Consider the following 18,593-nt stretch of genomic DNA (forward strand, 5'->3'; position numbering starts at 1 on the left):
TGGGGCGGGGGCCTAACTGGTTGGTAAAACTGCCGCCGGCCGCTTGCCGGCGGGCCGGCTCACAGCCCGTACGTCAGGGTCAGGTAGTACAGGCCGCCCACGCTCGGGCCGCCCAGGTACGAGGTGTAGTAGTGGTTGAGCACGTTGCTGGCGCCCAGTTTCAAACGCACCTGTGCGGCCACAACGTGGTAGCTCAGCTGGGCATCGAGGGTGCCATAGGCCGGCACGGTGCCCACTACCAGAAACGTCTGCGAGAAGTAGGGGTCCTGGTGGCGGTAGTTGAGGCCGAAGCCAAAATTCTCCACTACGTTTTCATTGGCCACGCTCAGGTTATAGGCCCAGCGCGGAGTGTTGAAGCCGTCTTCGAGCCCGTCGCCGTTTTCGGTGCGGCGCAGGCGGGTGTAGGTGGTGTTGGCCCCCAGCAGGTAGCCGCGGCCCACCTCGTAGCGCACCCCGGCCGAGCCTCCGTAGTTGGTCACCCGGCTCTGGGAGTTGGTCCAGAGGCGGTAGCGGGCCTGGCCGGCGCGGGCGTTAAGCGTCGTGGCCACGGTGTTCAGGTCGGCCGGTCCCAGGGGTTCGCCACCGGCCTTTATGGGCACGTAGGCCTCCACCTGGGCAATAAAGTCGCGGTAGGAGTTGTAGTAGAAGTCCACGTCGAGCAGCAGCCGGCCCTGGGGCAGCAGCGCCGCTTTGTAGCCGGCTTCGAGCGAGCGAATCTGCTCCGGCCGGAGGTAGGTGTAGGGGTTTTTCAGCAGGCGGCCCTGGTTTTCGGCAATGGCCTGCTGGCGCTTCTGGGCCGCGGGCTGGGCGGAGGTGTTGGCGTTGATGGCGGCCGTCACGGCCGTGTTGAACGCGTCGATGCTGGTGCGCAGGTAGCTGTTCTCAAACACCCCGTCCGACATCACCCGCAGGCCCCCGATGCGCTTAACCTGGCCGCTGTTGACGTTGGAAAAACCCTCAAACAAGCTCGGGAAGCGGTAACCGCTCTGGTAGCTCAGGCGGAAGTTCTGCTGCTGGGTGAGCGAGAAAACGGCCGTGAAGCGCGGGTTGAACTTGAGGTCGAAATAGTCGTTTTTGTCTGCCCGCAGTGTGGCCGTCAGCCGCAGCCGGTCCGCCAGCAAACGCCCGCCGGCCTGCACAAAGCCCCCCGTTTTGGCATATGTAAGGTTGTCGCGGAGCGGGTCCTGGCCCGGCCGCGGGTTGATGAAGTAGTTGCCGTCGGGTACCACCACGTAGGTGCGGTGGTCGGCCCCGGCCAGCACATCCAGGTTGGCCGGCAGCGCCCCGCCCCGCCGGCGCCAGGCCTCGGCCAGGTTCACCTGGGCCTCAGCGTGCAGCAGGTCGGCCTGCACGCGCAGGGCCGCGCCCTGGTCCCAGTTATTGATGTTCTGCAGCTCGCCCAGCCGTTGGTAATAGGCCGGGGTGCCGGGCTGCAGGCGGCCGGCATCGGCTGCGGTGCGGGCGCTGGTGTGGGCCTGGGCCACCGTCTGGCCCGCCGCGGTGGCCGCATTCCAGGCCGTGGTGTACAGGGCGTTCCAGGCGGCATCGGGCCTGAAGCTGCGGTCCAGGTTCTCACCCATCGAGCGCAGGTTGTAGCTGCGGCCGGTGTTTTCCAGCGTGGCGTAGGCGCGGGCCTGCACTACGGGCGTGGTCAGCGTCAGGGCGTGCTGCTGCAGGCGGTAGTTCTGCAGGCGGAAACGGTTCGAGCGTTGGTACACGTTGTCGAAGCCGGCCACCCGGTAGGTGTAGGCCAGCTCCACGCCGGGCCGGAAGCGGTAGTGCAGCGCCGCATCGGCCTTCAGGCTTTTGATGGTGTAGTCCACCAAATCGCGCTCGTCGTAGCCGGTGCGGGCTACCACGTACTGCCGGCCGCCCAGCGTGAGCGTGCTGCGGTCCGACGATTCGTTGCCGTAGCTGTTGACCGGGTCGCGGGCCGGGTTATCGGCCCCCAACAGGCCGGTGGTGGCGTTGCCGTTGGCAAACAGGTCGGTCTGGTCGTTGGCCACCCAGTCGGCGGCGCGCAGGTAGGTGCCGTTCACTTTAAAGGCCAGCTTCTCGGGCACCAGTACCTGGGCGTAGCGCAGGCTGGTTTCCGAATACAGGTTTTCCGGCGAGCTGCCCAGCCCCAGGGTGCGCACGCTGGGGTCGCGCAGGTGGTTGAGGCCGGTTTGCTGGCGCACGCTCAGTCCCTGAAAACTAAAGGGGTTTCGGGTCTGGAAATTGGCCAGCCCGTTGATGGCGTTGAGCCCGTAGAGGGCCGCCGCCGTGCCGGGCACCACTTCCACACTCCGGATATCCAGGTCGCTGGGCCCAAGCACGTTGCCGATGGGCCCGCCAATGTGCGGCGCCTGGTTGTCTACGCCGTCGACGAGCTGGGCAAAGCGCACGTTGGTGGTGTTGGTGAAGCCCCGGGCGTTGATGACCTTAAAGCCCAGGCTGGGCGAAATAACCTGCACGCCTTTCAGGTGCTCAATGGCGTCGAAAAACGAGGGCGCGGGCGTGAGCCGCAGGGCGCGGGCATTGAGCTTCTCCACTGTCACCGGCGACTGCAGAAAGCTCTCCTCCACCCGCGAGGCCGCCACCACTACCTCGCTGAGGGTGCTGCGCACGGTATCTGCCGGGCTCGGGCGGCGGGCGGGGGCCTGGGCCGCGGCCGCGTGGGCCAGGGCCAGCGAAGCCAAACCGGCCGTTGCCCGGGCAACAAAGCGTAAGGTCTGTTTCATCAGCGCAGCCACCAGTTATTGAACGTTGACTACGCGCAGATCCGTGAGCTGGCGCACCCAGCGGGTAGGTCGCTTTTCCAGGGGCACAACAAGCTGATAGGGGCCATTTTTGGCCGGCAGCGGCTGCCCGTCGAGCTGGTCGGCCAGCAGAATGGGTTGGGTGGCAAAGGCGGGGTCGATTTCGGGCAGGGCAAACACGGCCTGGTAGCCGTCGGCGCCGGTGGCCAGCACGGCCTGGGCCAGTACCGGCCCGTGGATGCTGGCGCCGGCCGGTGCCCCGGCCAGGGCCAGCACATCGGCCAGCGCTACGCCCCGGTACACGCGCCGGCGGCCTTCCTGGTCGGTAAGGGCCTGCTCGCGGCGGGGCAGGGCGGCCAGTTCGGCGGCGGTAAGCGTGCGGGGCGTGGCCACCAGGCCCCCGATGCGCAGGGTAGTGAGGCCGGGCCGCGTGGCTTTGGTGGCGGTCGGGGTGGCGGCGGGGCGGGCCTGCCCCCGCGCCGACAACGCGCTGCCGCTCCAGAGTGTCAGCCAGCCGGCCATCAGCAACGGGAAGCCCCACCGGGCAGGGAAGAATTTCGGCATGCGGCAAACGGTTATATCCGAACAAATATAACGACGGTCCCGACTTACGCTTGCCTTTTTTTTCGTTGCTTCAGGAATACAGCCGGGCGGTTTCGGCGGCCAGGAAAGCCGCGAACCGGTCGTGCATGGCCCGGAACTCGGCCACGACCTGCTCGCCGGCCGGGGTGAGCCCGGCGCCGCCGCCGCGCCGGCCGCCCGTTTGGGTTTGTACCAGCGGCGTGCGCACCTGCGCGTTCATGGACGAAACCAGGTCCCAGGCCCGTTTATACGACATGTTCATGGCCCGGGCCGCCTGCGAAATGGAACCCAGCACCGCAATATGCTCCAACAGCTGCAGGCGTCCGATGCCCATAAACCGGTCGTCGGGGCCCTGCAGCCACAGCCGGCCATCGAAGCGAAACGGCACACTGGCCAGCAGCAACTCTTTCATAATACAATGGGTAGGGTGCAACATCAGGCAGAAGGCAAAATTGCGGGTTTCCTGCTTATCTGCCTCCCCGCTCTGTGCCGCCGCACCACCGGGCCGGCTTCTGCTTACGCTGCCTCAATGCCGGCACTCGCCGCTGGAAAGCCCGCAGCGCAGAGGGCCGGGGCCGGCGTGCCTGCGCTGCGGGACCGGTTAGCCGGGGCTGTAGAGCAAGGGCAGGGGTGAGGTGCTGGCGGCGGCAGGTGGCTGCAAGCTGCTCGGGTCGGGCCGGTTGGCCCATTCGGCCAGCAGTTCGGGCACCCGGGGCGAGTCGTCGGTGAGCCACTGCAGGGCCGTTTGGGGGTCGTCGAAGTACTGGGCGTCGAAGCGGATATCGGCCTTCACCAGGTCGTGCAGGGAATCGACGGTGAGCTGGTGGTAAGTCTGGTGGCTGGCGACGATGAGCACCAGGCGCTCCAGGGGCAGAGTCACGAGGTCGGGCATAAAGTTGGTGACCAGCCACAGCTCATCGTACACCGACAGTAGCGGCACAGTGCGCATATCAATCAGCAGGTGGCGGATGGCGTGCTTATGGGCCAGCGCCAGCAGGGCCGTTACCTCGTGGCGGCGCAGTTCCGATTCGGCCACCATCCGGTAGCCCACCCGCAACAGGTCCAGCTCGGCATCAGTCTGCAAGCAGAAAGTAGAAAGGCAGTAATGAAGCATGCGGCAAAATAGCATAATAAGCCATTAGCGGCTGAACCCGACCGCGTGAAATGGCCGGCTATTGAACGGCGCGAAAGCGCAACCGTAAGCCAGCCCTCGGACGGGGGCAGGCTCAACGGTGGCAACATCCCGGCTGAAGCCCGGTTTTACCAACTTAATTGCCGCCGCCCATAACGCGCCGCCGCCGGCTGCGTATGCCGGTAATACCCGCCCGGCGGCCCCTACGCATTCCATTTCAGCTATATGTCCCAGCCTTCTACCCCCGCCCCCCGCAACCCCGACGGCTCGCGCCGCACCTTCATGAAGCAGGCCGGCGGCATGCTGGGCCTGGCCCTGGCGCCGCCCTTTCTGGCCCAGGCCGAGCGCCTGACGGCCCTTTCTAAAAAAGTAGCAGGCGTGTCCACCATCAGCCTGAAAGTAAACGGCACCGTGCGCAGCATCCGGGCCGAGCCCCGCGTAACGCTGCTCGACGCCCTGCGCGAATACCTCGACCTGACGGGCTCCAAGAAAGGCTGCGACCATGGCCAGTGCGGCGCCTGCACGGTGCTCGTAGACGGCCGCCGCGTGAACAGCTGCCTCACGCTGGCCGTGATGAGCCAGGGCAAGGAAATTACCACCATCGAAGGCCTGGCCAAGGAAGGGGGTGAGCTGCATCCTATGCAGGCCGCTTTCCTCAAGCACGACGGTTTCCAGTGCGGCTACTGCACGCCGGGCCAGATACTTTCGGGCATTGCCTGCGTGCAGGAGGGCCACGCCGGCTCCGAAGCCGAGGTGCGCGAGTGGATGAGCGGCAACCTCTGCCGTTGCAGCGCCTACCCCAACATCACGGCTGCCATTCTGGAGGCGAAAGGCAAGATGGGGTGATGGGGTTGAGAAGTGAAAGGAACAAACAAAAGAAACGTCATGCAGAGCGGAGCGAAGCATCTCGCGTGCTGACGTCGATTAAGTAACCCAATGTCAGCACGCGAGATGCTTCGCTCCGCTCTGCATGACGTTCTTCCCAAGCCCACCCTCTGCCATGAATAACTTCTCCTATACCCAGGCCGATAAAGCCAAGGACGCCACGGCGGCCAAGCGCGACGATAAGTCGGCGGCCTTTATTGCCGGCGGCACCACGCTGCTCGATTTGATGAAGCTCAATGTGGAAAACCACGGCCAGCTGATTGACGTGAACCTGCTGCCTTTCCGGGGCATAGCGATGACCAAGGACGGGTTGCGCATCGGGGCGCTGGAGCGCATGAGCGACGTGGGGGCGCACCCGCTGGTGGTGCAGCAGTTTGCTATGGTGTCGGAGTCGCTGCTGCTGGCGGCCTCGGCCCAGCTGCGCAACATGGCTAGCATCGGGGGCAACGTGCTGCAGCGCACCCGCTGCGGCTACTTCCGCGATACGGCCTTTCCGTGCAACAAGCGCGAGCCCGGCAGCGGCTGCCCGGCCCTGGAGGGCGACAACCGCAATCTGGCCATCCTGGGCACCAGCGACGCCTGCATCGCCACCAGCTACCCCGGCGACCTGGCCGTGGCCCTGATTGCGCTGGACGCGGTGCTGACGCTGGAAAACGCCAAGGGCAAGCAGCGGCAGGTGCCGCTCACCAAGTTCTACCTGCTGCCCGGCACCACACCCCAGCGCGAAACCGTGCTGGAGGCCGACGAGCTGATTGTAGCCGTCACGATTCCGCAGACCGAAATGGCCCGCAAGTCGAAGTACCTGAAGGTGCGCGACCGGGCCTCCTACGCCTACGCGCTGGTATCGGCGGCGGTGGGGCTGGAGGTGCAGGGCGGAGTGGTGAAAGGGGCCCGCGTAGCACTGGGGGGCGTAGGGGCCCAGCCCTGGCGCTGCTTCGAGGCCGAGAAGATGTTGGTGGGCAAGCCGGCCACCGAGGCCACGTTCCGGGCCGCCGCCGAGGTGGCGCTGCGCGGGGCCAAACCGCGCGAGCACAACACTTTCAAAGTAGAAATGGCGCAGAATACGCTGGTGCGGGCCCTGAGTGAGGTAGCCGCTGCCTGATTGCCCTAATAGCTTTCCCGCAGAGGCGCGCAGAGATTTCCGCAGAGGTTCGCGGAGGTCGTTCTCTGCGAACCTCTGCGACACCCTCCGCGCTTCTCTGCGGGAAACAAATCTGAACTGATATGGAAATCCAGGATAAAGAAAACGCCCCCACCAACGTCGTCGGTAAACCGCTCGACCGCGTGGACGGGCCGGCCAAGGTAACCGGCGCGGCCCGCTACTCGGCCGAAATAAGTGTGCCCGGCACGGTGCACGGGGTGCTCAAAACCAGCACCATCGCCAAGGGCCGCATTGCCAGCATCGACACGTCAAAAGCAAGCCAGGAGCCGGGCATTCTGGGCATTTTCACCCACCAAAACCTGCCCAAGCCGGCCAAAACGCCCAAGCAGATTGAGAAGTGGCGCGCCGCCCAGAGCTACCTGCCCATGCAGGACGACCAGATTCAGTACGCCGGTCAGCCGGTGGCGCTGGTAGTGGCCGAAACCCTGGAGGCGGCCACCCAGGCGGCGGCCCTCATCAAGGTAACCTACCAGGCCGACGCGCCCATCGACTCCTACCTCGACCCCAAAGCCGAGCTGTTCGACCCCCAGAAGATTCAGCAGGGCAAGGCCGATGGCCACGTGGTGCGCGGCAACCCCCAGCAGGCCTACGACGGGGCCGCCATCAAGCACGAGGCTACCTACGTGCACGCCATCAATCACCATAACCCCATGGAGCCCGCCGCCACGCTGGCCGTGTGGGAGGGCGCCGACAAGCTGACGGTGTACGAATCGAGTCAGAACGTAACCATGCACCAGGGCAACCTGGCCGAGCTGCTGGGCATGCCCCGCGAGCAGGTGCGGGTAGTAACCAAGTACATCGGCGGCGGTTTCGGCTGCAAGGGCTCGTTCTGGCCCCACACCATTCTCACGGTGCTGGCCGCCCGGGCCGTGAACCGGCCGGTGAAGCTGGCCCTCACGCGCCAGCAGATGTTTACCGGCGTCGGCCACCGCGAAGACCAGGAGCAGACCCTGCGCATGGGCGCCACCGCCGAGGGCAAGCTGGTATCGTTGGTGCACACCAAAAAGGCCACTACCTCGCCCTGGGACAACTACACCGAGTCGAACGGCAAGGTGATTGACATGCTCTACGCCTGCCCCAACTACTCGACGGTGTACGAGCTGGCCCGCGCCAACGTGATGACGTCGGTGTGGATGCGCGCCCCCGGCGAGGCCCCCGGCTCGTTCGCGCTGGAGTCGTCGATGGACGATTTGGCGAACCAGCTCGGCATTGACCCTATCGAAATCCGGTTGCGCAACTACGCCGAGCACGACCACAGCAACGGCAAGCCTTGGAGCAGCAAAAGCCTCAAGCAGTGCTACAAGCGCGGCGCCGAGCTGTTTGGCTGGGACAAGCGCAACCCCCAGCCCGGCCAGAACCGCCGGGGCCGGATGCTGGTGGGCCACGGCATGGCCACGGCCACCTACCCCGTGCACAGCTCGCAGGGCACGGCCCGCGTGCGCCTGTTCGCCGACGGCCACGCCGTAGTAGAAGCCGGCGCTACCGACCTGGGCACCGGCACCTACACCGTGATGACGCAGGTTTCGGCCGACGCGCTGGGTTTGCCGCCCGATAAAATCCGCTTCGAGCTGGGCGACACCCGCCTGCCCACGGCCCCCGGCTCGGGCGGCTCGGTGGCGGCCGGCACGGTGGCCTCGTCCATTATGGCCGCCGCCCAGGACGTTTGGGAGAAGGTGGTGAAGATGGCGGTGGCCGACAAGAAGTCGCCGCTCTACAAGGCCAGGCCGGCCGATGTGAAGGTGGAGCTGGGCCGCATGTTTCTCGTCAAAAACCCTCAGAAGGGCGAAACGCTGGTGGCCGCCCTGGGCCGCAGCGGCCAGCCCGACATTGAGGGCAGCGGCACCGGCAAGTACGGCGCGGGCTACGAGACGCAGAAGTTCAGCCCCATCGAGGCCAACGAGAACAGCGACGACAAGGAAAAGAAGGCGAGCGGCCACTCCATGCACTCGTTCGGGGCCCACTTCTGCGAGGTGGAAGTCGACCCCGACCTGGGCACAATTCGCGTGACGCGCTGGGTGGGCGTGCACGGCGCGGGCACCATTCTCAACCGGAAAACCGCCAGCAGCCAGATGAGCGGCGGGGCCATCTACGGCATCGGCTCGGCGCTGATGGAGGAAACCTTCCGCGACCCCAACTACGCCCGCTACACCAACTCCGACCTGGCCAGCTACCACGTCCCCGTCAACGCCGACATCCCGGATATCCAGATTGAGTTCGTGCCCGAAAAGGACCCCTACATCAACCTGCTGGGGGTAAAAGGTATCGGCGAGCTGGGCATGGTGGGCGTAGCCGCGGCCGTGGCCAACGCCGTATTCAACGCCACCGGCCGCCGCATGCGCAGCCTGCCCATGACGCCCGACAAGATGCTGGAGGCGCTACGGCTGCCGGCGTAATCATTTAGCTGTTAGCTGAGAGCTGTTAGCTAAAGAACGTCATGCTGAGCGGAGCGCAGCGAAGCCGAAGCATCTCTACCGCTTCGTTGAATCACTATTGCAACGAAGCGGTAGAGATGCTTCGGCAAGCTCAGCATGACGTTCTGCCGACTGCCAATAAAACATAGAACGAAAAGCTATCAGCTAATAGCTCTCAGCCAACAGCTTAAAAAAAACCATGACTGAACTCGAACGCCTGCTCCATGCCTACGACCAGCACCGCGCCGCGGGGCGGGCCTGCGCGCTGGCCTCGGTGGTCGATGTGGCCGGCTCGGCCTACCGCCGGCCCGGCGCCCGCATGCTGGTGACCGATGAGGGCCAGTTGACCGGAGCCATCAGTGGCGGCTGCCTCGAAGGCGACGCCCGCCGCCGGGCCCGGCGCACCATCCGCCAGGGCTGCCCCGCGCTGGTCACCTACGACTCGACCGACCCCGACGACGACCTGCAATTTGGGGCCGCGCTGGGCTGCCAGGGCATTGTGCAGATTTTGCTGGAACCCCTCGACTTTACCGACCCCGACAACCCGCTGGAGCTGCTGCGCCGCTGGGCCGACGCCACCGCCCACGCGCCGGCCGTAGTGGCCACCGTGTTTGCCGGGGTGGGGGCCGGGGGGGCTGCCGAAGACGAGGTGCAGGCAGGCCAGCGGCTGCTGTTGCTGGACGATGGCACCGTGGAAAGCACCCTGCCCGCCACCGCCAGCCTTTACCAACCCCTGCTGGCCGATGCCCGCGCCGCGCTGGCCGCCGGCCGCCCCGCCACCCGCCACTACCCGGCCGGCTCGGGGGCCGTGCGCGTAAGTCTGGAAATCCTGCGCCCACCCGTGCGCCTGACGGTGTACGGGGCCGGCAACGACGTGCAGCCACTGGTGCGCCTGGCCGCCGGCCTGGGCTGGCGCGTAACGGTGGTAGATGGCCGGCCGGCCCAGGTGCAGCCCGCCCGCTTCCCCGAGGCCCACGCCACGCGGGTGCTGCCCCTGGAAAAGGTAGCCGCCCAGCCCCACGACGGCAGCTTCGCGCTGCTGATGACCCACAACTACTACTACGACCTGGCGGTGCTGCGCCATCTGCTGCCCGACACCACCACGCCCTACATCGGCCTGCTGGGTCCGCGCAAGAAGTACGAGCGCCTGCTCCAGGACCTGGTAAAGGACGTGCCCGACGCCGCTCAGCAGCTGCACAGCCGCCTGCACAGCCCCATCGGCCTGAACCTGGGCGCCGAAACGCCCGAGGAAATTGCCCTGTCCATCGTGGCCGAAATCCAGGCCGTGCTCACCGCCCGCCCCGCCGGCTTCCTGCGCGACTCGCCGCATCCTATTCACCCCACCTTGCACGCCAACGCCCCGCTGGTGCCCGAGGGCAGGGTAGAGGCTACCTGCGAGCTGTAGAGACGCATAGTTGCGTCTCGTCGTTGAACGGTACCATCGCACGGTCCCGTACGTGCCAGTCAACCCTGTCTGCCACATGAGGTAGACGGTATCGTTCAACGACGAGACGCAGCTATGCGTCTCTACACCGCACTAAATCCACTACATGCCTGCTATCCTGCTCCTGGCCGCCGGCGCCTCCTCGCGCCTGGGGCGGCCCAAGCAACTGCTGCTGTATCAGGGCCGGACGCTGCTGCGCCGGGCCGCCGAAACGGCTGTGGCCGCCGCCGCCGGCGCGCCGGTAGTGGTGGTAACCGGCGCCCAGCACGCGGCGCTACTGCCCGAGCTGGCCGGCCTGCCGCTGGTGGTGCAGCGCTGCCCCAATTGGGCCGCCGGTATGGGCGCTTCCCTTAAATTCGGCCTGCGCCTGCTCGAAAGCCTGTGCGCCGCCTGGGCGGAAGTAATCGTGCTGCTCTGCGACCAGCCCCACGTAACGCCCGCGCTGCTGGGGCGGCTGGCCGAAACGCACGCCGCCACCGGCCGGCCCATCGTGGCCAGCCAGTACGGCGACGTGCGGGGCGTGCCGGTGCTGTTTGGGGCAGAAGCCCTGCCGCTGCTGCGGCAGCTGCCTGATGCGGCCGGGGCCGCCGCCCTGCTCCGGCAGCACCCGGCGCTGGTTGCCACCGTGCCCTTCCCGGCCGGGGCCGTGGACGTGGATACGGAGGCGCAGTACGCGGCTTTGCTGGCGGGAAACGGCTCGGCAGAGGAGCCGACTATGCCCACGGCCCGGTAGCTGACCGCTTATCGGCCGGCACCGGAAATGCAGCAGTAGTTTACCGCATGGCCATTGCTTTCAATGAGATAACGTACTCATGCTGAGCGGCGTCATGGCGGATAGTGTATAGGGTGGGGAAGTACTTGCCGGTGATTTCGTAGACGGCCGGCTGCTTGATTTCCTTTTCCATGCTTAGCCCGGGTGCCAGCATGGCCTTGGTAAACATGGGCTCCAAGAAGGTAACGTGCCCATCGTAGGTGCCATAAACAAAGGTGTGGCCGAAGCTGCCGCCGGGCTGGTATTCGGGGCCGCTGGGGTCAAGCCAATGCCGGCCCATCATGGGCACGGTGCGGCCCGGCGCCACGTTGGGGGGCGTAATGTAGCCGGCCGGCAGCTTGTCGGCGGCCGGGAAAATGTCCCCCTTGGGGTCGTCGAGCGTGATAGCATGCTGGATGGCCATTGGCTGCATGTAGAAATGCGCGTCGAAATGAGGCACGGTATAGATGCCGGCCGGCTCGTGGCCATTGGGGTTCCAGTCGAAGGAGATATGGTCGAAGGGCAACTGGCTGGTCGCCTTGCCGTCCGGCAGGGCCATGTCGTACATCGTGCCCATGGCCGGCATGGCGGGCAGGCCCGTAAGGGCGCTTTCGCTGATGGCTACACCGATTTCGGTGGGCTGTTGCTGCGCGTCGGCGGCCACGAAGCTGCGGCCGGAGCCGTCTCCAATTTTTACCGTAGGTCCGTAGGCAACGGTGGGTTGAGGTTTATCGGAGTCGTCCTTGTCGCAGGCGGCTATCAGAAGAGGCAAGCCCATGGCCAGCAGCAAAGTGCGGCCCCAGGCCCACCCCGAAAAGGTGAGTTGAGCTTTCATAGCAGGTAAGAGAAGGTGAAAAGAAACTGAAACTGGTATCTAATATACATTTTATTTATGACTATTAGAATAAAAAATAGTAATATTGCAATAATATACAAAAGGTAATATGTATTTGCTTGCCATCTTATTTTCCGGTAGCCCTTAGCCTGTTGCCCTGGGTTGTTTCAAGTGGACTTCGAGTGACCATTGATAACCGGATAGCCCTGGATGAATACAGGCGGTACACGGGCCACGCTGGAGGCTACTGGCATCATCCAAAATAGCCAGCGTAGGGTCCTGCGGGCGCCGGCAACGCCGATGCCAAAGGGGCTAGTCGAGCCCCAATCACACATAGCTTCCCCATAGCGGTGGGCCCGTCGGCAGGGGGCGAATAGGCAGGCGGCTCCTGCGCCTCAGCCTGGGCCGAATGGAGGCCAAACCGCCCGCGCTGGGCCCCTGAGCGGACAGTGGGCGTAGCCTTGTAATCGGGGGCCGGGGCTGGCTGCAAGCGCGCCTGCACTACTGGGTGGCGCTGTTTTTGACACAACCAGGACAGAGCCAGTGGGATAAAAGCCACCATAGTGAACAAGCACTGGAAGGCGCGGGATGATCCCGCCGTGGCAAGCCAGTACCTAACGCTCCTGAGCGCGTGCCGGATAGCCCAAAGACGGCCTCCGGCCCGGCGTTTTGATTTATTGCGGCGCGCCCCTATATTCCGGCTCACTTAACTCCTTATCCCTATGCCCATTGAATATTCGTTGGCCGAGCGCGGCAACCCCGCCAACGCCCAGGCCCCCAAAAGGTGGTACGCCGTGGCCCGCTCGCAGGGCGAAACCACCGTGCGCGACATTGCCGGCCGCATCAACCAGATGAGCACCGTGAGTACCATCGACGTGATGGCCGTGCTCGAAGCCTTTTTCCAGACGGTGCCCGACGAGCTGGCCGCCGGCCAAATCGTGCGCTTCGGCGACTTCGGCTCCTTCTCGGTGAGCCTGCAAAGCGACGGGGCCGACTCGGAAAAGGAGTTTGTGGCCGGGCTCATCAACAACGTGAAGGTGGTGTTCCGGCCCGGTAAGCTCTTCGCCCAGGCCATGCAGGGGGCCAACTTCCGCAAGGTGAGCAGCGTGGCCCCGGAAACGGCCGCCCGCGCCGCCCGCCGCAAGGCTAAATAGCCAACTGCCCGGACATACTGATGTCCGCCGCCGGACATGCTAACGTCCGCTCCCGGACATTAGGATGTCCGCCAAAAAGCCACGCAGGCCCGCCCATCCCGGCGGGCCTGTTACTTTTGAGGGCGGCCCGCTGCCGGCCGCTGCCCCCGTTACCCCCGTTGCCATGCCCGCCCAGCCCCACACGCCGCCGCCCGCCTACTTCCTCTCCCTGAGCCTGGAAAACGTGCGCAGCTTCGGCGACAAGCAAACCATTTCCTTCGCCCGCCCCGACGGTAGGCCGGCGCAATGGACAATTATTCTGGGGGATAATGGGGTGGGGAAGACGACGGTGTTGAAGGCGTTGGCAGGGATGGTGGCGGAAAAGTCTTTTGACGAAGAAATGGTTGATGATAAAAAGATACCCAAGCCTGCGCTTATATCACTTGCCAATACATTATGGTATCCATTTAGGCACGGCGGAGAAACAGGGCTTACACTAAGTATAGATATATGTGTGATTATGCCAACTGGTGAGTTATTTAGTATGGATCAGTTCAGGCAGATAAATATGACAACAAAGGGCCAACCGAATCCAGGAGAAATGGGATATGGAGGAATTTTTAAAAAGAGACCAGGCATCAATCACCAGGAGCCAATCTGTTATGGCTACGGCGCGGGTCGTACTGTTGGCAATTCAACTTTAGGTGAGGTGTCACAACTGAATAAAAACTATATAAGCCTCTTCGACGACCGGGCCGACCTGCTGAATCCCGAAGAGTGGTTTCTGCAAATGGAATACAGCTCCCTCAAGCAGGACAAGCAAGCGGGCAAAGCTTTGAAACAAGTGCGGCAGGTGCTGCTTCAGGTACTGCCCGATATAACGGATATCAGGATTTCCAGCAAAGGCCACCAGCAATTCCTGGAGCTGGAATCGCCCTACGGCTGGGTACGGCTGCGCGATATGAGCCTGGGCTACCAAACTCTCGTGGTGTGGCTGACGGACTTCGCCAGCAAGCTGTTCATCCGCTACCCCGATAGCCCCAACCCGCTGGAAGAGCCGGCCATCGTGCTCATTGATGAAATCGACCTGCACCTGCACCCGAGCTGGCAGCGCAAGCTACTGGATTTCCTGAGCGACATCTTCAAAAACACCCAGTTCATTGCCACCGCCCACAGCCCCCTAGTAGTGCAGGCCGCCGGCGACCAGGGCGCCAATGTGGTGCTGCTGCGCCGCGAGGGCGACCAGACGGTGGTCGTAACGGACGTGGAAGACGTGCGCGGCTGGCGCGTCGACCAGATTCTTAACAGTGAGCTGTTCGAGGATGTAAGCACCTTGTCGAAACAGACGGAAGAGGATTTGGCGCGGCGCAACGAGCTGTTGTTGAAAGAGCAGCTTACGCCCACTGAAGAAGCCAAGCTCGCCGAACTAAACGCGAAAGTAGCCGAGGCACCCATTGGCGATACGCCGCCCGAGCGGCGGGTAGAGAGCCTGCTTACCCGCCTGGCCCGCAATCTGAAAGACGACGACCTGCTGCACTAAGCCCCGATGATTCAGGTAACAAAAAGCGCGGCCGTGCCGGCGGTTCTGAGTCGGCGCGGCCCTCGGCACCAGCGGCAGCTAGAGCAGCTCTACGCCGCCGACCCCGCCGCCTGCCAAGTGCCCGATAATACCGTGTTGAAGTCGCACGACGGTATTTACAATGATGCCAGCGTAAAGCAGCAGCTGCGCCTCGACCAGCACAAGAAGTGTTGCTACTGCGAATCCATCTTTACCGACACCAGCTACGGCGACGTGGAGCACTTCCGGCCCAAAGCCGGCTACCAGCAAATTTCCAAAGCGCCCCTGCAAAAGCCCGGCTACTACTGGCTGGCCTACGACTGGACCAACCTGCTCTTCTCCTGCCAGCTTTGCAATCAGGAATACAAGGGCAACTACTTTCCCCTCCGCGACCCCACCACCCGCGCCCAGTCGCACACGGATAACCTGGCCCGGGAACAGCCCCTGTTGCTGCATCCGGTGCTCGACAATCCGGAAGCGCACCTAACCTTCGTAAAGGACGCTATTAAGCCCCTCAATGAGCGGGGCGAGGCCAGTATCGAAGCTTTCGGCCTGGACCGTCCTGATTTGGTGAAGAGCCGGTTGGACCATCTAAGAGGCTTGCTTTACGTGCGTATAGTAGGAGCATTCAAATTCACGCTACCTCTCGAAGAGCGTGAACAGGAATTTCTGACAGAGTTGAGACTCTCTGTAACTGAGGGAAGAGCGGAAGCTGATAATGCCCGGCAGCTATGGCGAGAGGCTGCTTTGGATTCGGCCGAGTATGCGGGCATGGTGCGGGCCAACTTCCCGCACCTGCCGCGGGCCTGACGAGGCACGCACCGCTCCGGCCGGCGTGGCAACCGCCGCCGGGAAACGCCGTTAGCTTTTCAGCCCTCTAACCTCCCGCCTCCCATGTTCAACCGCCTGCGCCGGCTCTGGCAGCCCCTGCGCGAATCGCTCTGGTTTGTGCCGCTGCTCATGGTGCTGGCCGCGCTGGGCAGCGCCTTCGGGCTGGTGCAGTTCGATCAGGCCAGCAGCGTTACGGGCGCCCGGGAGCTGCCGCTGCTCTTCGGTATTGATGCGGCGGGGGCCGGCGGCATGCTCAACGCCATTGCTGGCTCCATGCTCACGGTGGCCGCCCTCACGTTTTCGCTGCTACTGGCCGCCATTGCCCAGGTCAGCAACCAGTACTCGCCCCGGGCGCTGCGCAACTTCATGCGCGACCCGCTCAACCAGGTCGTGATGGGCTATTTCGTGAGCGTGTTCACGTACTGCCTGGTGGTGCAGGGCACCATCCGGGGGGCGGGCAGCGCCCACTTTGTGCCCACTACGGCCGTGCTGGTGGCGCTGCTGCTGGCGCTGGGCGGGGTGGCCACGCTCATCTTCTTCATCCATCACGTGGCCGAGTCGTTGCAGACCGGCACGCTGGTCCACCAGATCATGGCCGAAACCGAGGAGGAAATCGGGCGGCTATTTCCGTTTGATTTCGGGCAGGAGCTGGAGCCTGAGCGGCTGGCTGAAGCTGAAGCCTTCGGGGCCTCGCCAACGGGTTGGTTTGCCGTGCCCGCCCCGGCCGCCGGCTACCTGCAATACCTCGATGCGGCCGGCCTGCTGGCCTGGGCCACCCGCCACCGCACGGTATTGCGCCTGGAGCGCCACATCGGCGACTTCGTGGGCACCGGCCAGCCCCTGCTAAGCGTGCGCGCCGACATGGGCCGCACCAACCCACCGATGGCCGACTGGCCCGCCGACCTGCTGCAATTCGTAGGCCTGGGCCGGCACCGCAACCCCACCCAGGATGCGGCTTTCGGCGTGCAGCAGCTGGTTGATATTGCCCTCAAGGCCCTCTCGCCGGCCGTCAACGATACCACCACCGCCGTTATGGCCATCGACTACCTGGGCGAGCTGACGGCCCAGCTGGCCCGGCGCGACTTCCCCGGCGTGCTGCGCTCCGACGGCCAGCACCTGCGGGTGCTGGTACGCGTGTACTCGTTTGCCGATTACGTGCGCCTGGCCTTCGACCTGGTGCGCGGCAGCGGCGCCGGCAACCCGGCCGTGCTGCGCCGGCTGCTGCACGCGCTGGCCCTGGCCGCCAGCCAGGTGCGCGACCCCACCCGCCTGCCCGTACTCCGTCAGCAGGCCGAACTGCTGCTGGCCTGCGCGCAAGTCCACCTCAGCACCGACTACGAGCGCCAGCAGGTGCAGACGCTATACGATGAGCTGAGCCCTGCCTGGACGGGGTAGAGACGCATAGTTGCGTCTCGTCGTTGACCAAAACGCCTGGACCGGACGGTGTAGAGGCGCCTATCTGCGTCTAGTCGTTGAACGGAACGCCCGGACGGTGCGAAAGGCCAGGTATACAACGAACCCGACGGCGTGGCCAATGAGACGCGCATGCGCGGCTCTGCATTTCCGGACCGGGGCCAGCAGGCACAACCGCAACCGTGAAATCCCGTTATCTTGTCCGCACCACTGCCCAATCCCCTGCCTTTATGAGCGACGCTACCGCCGCCCTTTCGCCGCCTCAGCCCGGCGTCCAGACCATCCCCAAAGACGACAAACGCATCACCCGCGGGTGGACCTTCTACGACTGGGCCAACTCGGTGTATCCGCTGGTTATCACCAGCTCCATTTTCCCCATTTACTGGGGCTCGGTCGTGAAAGACCTCACGGGCACCGACAGCGGCAAAACGCCCGTCGATTTTCTGGGTATGAGCATTCCGGGCACTTCGCTCCAGAGCTACTCAGTGTCGGCGGCCTTCCTCATCATTGCCCTCATCAGCCCGCTGCTCACCGCCCTGGCCGACTACTCGGGCCGGCGGAAGCTGTTTTTGCAGGTGTTCTGCTACCTCGGGGCGGCTTCGTGCGCGGGGCTGTACTTCTTCGAGGCCAGCACGTTCACAATGGGCGTCTTCATCTTTATTATGGCCACGGTGGGCTTCTCGGGCTCCATTGTGTTCTACAACTCCTACCTGCCCGATATTTCGTCGGAGGAGAAGTTCGACTCGCTCTCGGCCCGCGGCTTCTCGATGGGCTACATCGGCTCGGTGTTGCTGCTCGTTATCTGCCTGGTGCTGATTCAGGGGCCCACGCTGTCGGGTACGCCCCTATTCGGGCTCGGTGTAGGCGAGGCTACCCGCATCAGCTTCCTGCTCACGGGCCTGTGGTGGGCCGGTTTCGCCCAGATTCCCTTCGCCACCCTGCCCGCCGACCCCGGCCGCGCCGCCGGGGCCACCAACGATTCGGGCTGGGTACTCAACGGCTTCCGCGAGCTGGGAAAAGTGTGGGAGGAAACCAAGCGCCAGCCCAACCTTAAGCGCTTCCTGCTGGCCTATTTCACCTACAACATGGGCGTGCAAACGGTGATGTACGTGGCCACCCTCTTCGGCGACGAGGAGCTGGGGCTCGATACCACTGCGCTTATCATCACCATTCTGCTGCTGCAAATTGTGGGCATCCTGGGGGCCTGGCTGTTCGCCAAGCTCTCCGAGCGCATCGGTAATACCCGCGCCCTGAGCTGGGCGGTGTTTATCTGGATGTGCATCTGCGTGGCCGGCTACTTCGTGCAGGCGGGCTGGAGCTTCTACGTGCTGGCCTCGGTTATCGGCCTCACGATGGGGGCGGTGCAGAGCCTTTCGCGCTCCACCTATTCCAAAATCATCCCCGAAAACACGGCCAACCCGGCCGCTTACTTCAGCTTCTTCGACGTGACCGAAAAGGTGGGCATCGTGATTGGCCTGCTGGTGTTCGGCGGCATCTCGCAAATCATGGGTGGCAACATGCGCTACAGCATCCTGGCCCTCATCGTGTTCTTCATCCTGGGCCTGATTTTCCTGCTCCAGCTGCGTGGCCGCAAGCTCCGCGAAGATTCCGGCACCGATCCCGATGTATTCCCCGGTCCCCCGCCCGCTTCGGCCATAACCAGCACACCGCTGTAGGAGAGGGAAAGGAAGATAAAAAGCACTTTTTCAAATCAA

General features: G+C 64.3%; 15 protein-coding genes and 1 pseudogene. 11 read left to right on the plus strand and 5 right to left on the minus strand.

Features of this window, described 5'->3' with window-relative positions:
- Positions 1-59 precede the first annotated feature (59 nt).
- The 4 genes from BMY67_RS05410 to BMY67_RS05425 form a co-directional block, all read right to left on the minus strand.
- Positions 60-2,723 carry a TonB-dependent receptor gene (locus BMY67_RS05410; protein ID WP_092769146.1) on the minus strand — a complete coding sequence of 888 codons (2,664 nt, stop codon included), beginning with the start codon at positions 2,721-2,723 and terminating at the stop codon, positions 60-62.
- Positions 2,724-2,738: 15 nt separating this feature from the next.
- Positions 2,739-3,305: a molybdopterin-dependent oxidoreductase gene (locus BMY67_RS19715; RefSeq protein WP_092769148.1), complete on the minus strand. Its 567-nt coding sequence runs from the start codon at positions 3,303-3,305 to the stop codon at positions 2,739-2,741.
- A gap of 70 nt (positions 3,306-3,375) precedes the next feature.
- The gene (locus BMY67_RS05420) at positions 3,376-3,735 is read right to left on the minus strand and encodes a winged helix-turn-helix domain-containing protein (protein ID WP_092769151.1); all 360 of its coding nucleotides are present in this window, start codon (positions 3,733-3,735) and stop codon (positions 3,376-3,378) included.
- A 189-nt stretch (positions 3,736-3,924) separates the two neighbouring features.
- Positions 3,925-4,437 (minus strand): hypothetical protein, encoded by a 513-nt coding sequence (locus tag BMY67_RS05425; RefSeq protein ID WP_143069702.1) that lies wholly within the window; start codon positions 4,435-4,437, stop codon positions 3,925-3,927.
- Positions 4,438-4,680: 243 nt separating this feature from the next.
- On the opposite strand from BMY67_RS05425, the gene BMY67_RS05430 reads away from it, so the two are divergent.
- From BMY67_RS05430 to BMY67_RS05450, 5 genes are all read left to right on the plus strand, one after another.
- Complete coding sequence (locus tag BMY67_RS05430) at positions 4,681-5,301, plus strand: (2Fe-2S)-binding protein (RefSeq protein ID WP_092769155.1); 621 nt, start codon at positions 4,681-4,683, stop codon at positions 5,299-5,301.
- Positions 5,302-5,455: 154 nt separating this feature from the next.
- Complete coding sequence (locus BMY67_RS05435) at positions 5,456-6,442, plus strand: FAD binding domain-containing protein (protein WP_092769157.1); 987 nt, start codon at positions 5,456-5,458, stop codon at positions 6,440-6,442.
- Between the two features lie 122 nt (positions 6,443-6,564).
- Positions 6,565-8,895, plus strand: a complete 2,331-nt coding sequence (locus tag BMY67_RS05440; protein ID WP_092769159.1) for a xanthine dehydrogenase family protein molybdopterin-binding subunit — start codon at positions 6,565-6,567, stop codon at positions 8,893-8,895.
- 217 nt (positions 8,896-9,112) lie between these two features.
- Positions 9,113-10,318 (plus strand): XdhC family protein, encoded by a 1,206-nt coding sequence (locus tag BMY67_RS05445; protein ID WP_092769161.1) that lies wholly within the window; start codon positions 9,113-9,115, stop codon positions 10,316-10,318.
- A 145-nt stretch (positions 10,319-10,463) separates the two neighbouring features.
- Positions 10,464-11,090 carry a nucleotidyltransferase family protein gene (locus BMY67_RS05450; protein ID WP_092769163.1) on the plus strand — a complete coding sequence of 209 codons (627 nt, stop codon included), beginning with the start codon at positions 10,464-10,466 and terminating at the stop codon, positions 11,088-11,090.
- A gap of 40 nt (positions 11,091-11,130) precedes the next feature.
- On the opposite strand, the gene BMY67_RS05455 is transcribed toward BMY67_RS05450, so the two are convergent.
- Positions 11,131-11,943, minus strand: a complete 813-nt coding sequence (locus BMY67_RS05455; RefSeq protein WP_092769165.1) for a DUF5602 domain-containing protein — start codon at positions 11,941-11,943, stop codon at positions 11,131-11,133.
- 722 nt (positions 11,944-12,665) lie between these two features.
- Here BMY67_RS05455 and BMY67_RS05460 point away from each other — a divergent pair.
- The 6 genes and pseudogenes from BMY67_RS05460 to BMY67_RS05480 all read left to right on the plus strand — a co-directional run bounded on the left by BMY67_RS05460 (position 12,666) and on the right by BMY67_RS05480 (position 18,554).
- Positions 12,666-13,097 (plus strand): HU family DNA-binding protein, encoded by a 432-nt coding sequence (locus tag BMY67_RS05460; protein ID WP_092769167.1) that lies wholly within the window; start codon positions 12,666-12,668, stop codon positions 13,095-13,097.
- 163 nt (positions 13,098-13,260) lie between these two features.
- Positions 13,261-13,434, plus strand: a pseudogene (locus BMY67_RS19805) (AAA family ATPase); the annotation flags it as partial.
- A 351-nt stretch (positions 13,435-13,785) separates the two neighbouring features.
- Positions 13,786-14,616, plus strand: a complete 831-nt coding sequence (locus BMY67_RS19565; protein ID WP_245744899.1) for an AAA family ATPase — start codon at positions 13,786-13,788, stop codon at positions 14,614-14,616.
- Between the two features lie 6 nt (positions 14,617-14,622).
- On the plus strand, positions 14,623-15,444 hold the full coding sequence (locus tag BMY67_RS05470; RefSeq protein ID WP_092769171.1) for an HNH endonuclease family protein: 822 nt from the start codon (positions 14,623-14,625) through the stop codon (positions 15,442-15,444).
- Between the two features lie 84 nt (positions 15,445-15,528).
- Positions 15,529-16,860, plus strand: coding sequence for a DUF2254 domain-containing protein (locus BMY67_RS05475; RefSeq protein WP_092769173.1), 1,332 nt, complete (start codon positions 15,529-15,531; stop codon positions 16,858-16,860).
- A 248-nt stretch (positions 16,861-17,108) separates the two neighbouring features.
- A complete protein-coding gene (locus BMY67_RS05480) occupies positions 17,109-18,554 on the plus strand; it encodes an MFS transporter (RefSeq protein ID WP_092769175.1) in 1,446 nt (481 codons plus the stop codon).
- Positions 18,555-18,593 lie beyond the last annotated feature (39 nt).

The sequence above is a fragment of the Hymenobacter actinosclerus genome, assembly GCF_900111515.1.
Classification (GTDB): Bacteria; Bacteroidota; Bacteroidia; order Cytophagales; family Hymenobacteraceae; genus Hymenobacter; species Hymenobacter actinosclerus.

Excerpts from the sequence above, each read along its gene's own strand:
- BMY67_RS05450 (WP_092769163.1), top strand. The coding sequence starts at position 10,464 with ATGCCTGCTATCCTGCTCCTGGCCGCCGGCGCCTCCTCGCGCCTGGGG.
- BMY67_RS19715 (WP_092769148.1), bottom strand. The coding sequence starts at position 3,305 with ATGCCGAAATTCTTCCCTGCCCGGTGGGGCTTCCCGTTGCTGATGGCC.
- BMY67_RS05460 (WP_092769167.1), top strand. The coding sequence starts at position 12,666 with ATGCCCATTGAATATTCGTTGGCCGAGCGCGGCAACCCCGCCAACGCC.
- BMY67_RS05445 (WP_092769161.1), top strand. The coding sequence starts at position 9,113 with ATGACTGAACTCGAACGCCTGCTCCATGCCTACGACCAGCACCGCGCC.
- BMY67_RS05480 (WP_092769175.1), top strand. The coding sequence starts at position 17,109 with ATGAGCGACGCTACCGCCGCCCTTTCGCCGCCTCAGCCCGGCGTCCAG.
- BMY67_RS05440 (WP_092769159.1), top strand. The coding sequence starts at position 6,565 with ATGGAAATCCAGGATAAAGAAAACGCCCCCACCAACGTCGTCGGTAAA.
- BMY67_RS05435 (WP_092769157.1), top strand. The coding sequence starts at position 5,456 with ATGAATAACTTCTCCTATACCCAGGCCGATAAAGCCAAGGACGCCACG.
- BMY67_RS05430 (WP_092769155.1), top strand. The coding sequence starts at position 4,681 with ATGTCCCAGCCTTCTACCCCCGCCCCCCGCAACCCCGACGGCTCGCGC.
- BMY67_RS05410 (WP_092769146.1), bottom strand. The coding sequence starts at position 2,723 with ATGAAACAGACCTTACGCTTTGTTGCCCGGGCAACGGCCGGTTTGGCT.
- BMY67_RS05470 (WP_092769171.1), top strand. The coding sequence starts at position 14,623 with ATGATTCAGGTAACAAAAAGCGCGGCCGTGCCGGCGGTTCTGAGTCGG.
- BMY67_RS05455 (WP_092769165.1), bottom strand. The coding sequence starts at position 11,943 with ATGAAAGCTCAACTCACCTTTTCGGGGTGGGCCTGGGGCCGCACTTTG.
- BMY67_RS05425 (WP_143069702.1), bottom strand. The coding sequence starts at position 4,437 with ATGCTTCATTACTGCCTTTCTACTTTCTGCTTGCAGACTGATGCCGAG.
- BMY67_RS05475 (WP_092769173.1), top strand. The coding sequence starts at position 15,529 with ATGTTCAACCGCCTGCGCCGGCTCTGGCAGCCCCTGCGCGAATCGCTC.
- BMY67_RS05420 (WP_092769151.1), bottom strand. The coding sequence starts at position 3,735 with ATGAAAGAGTTGCTGCTGGCCAGTGTGCCGTTTCGCTTCGATGGCCGG.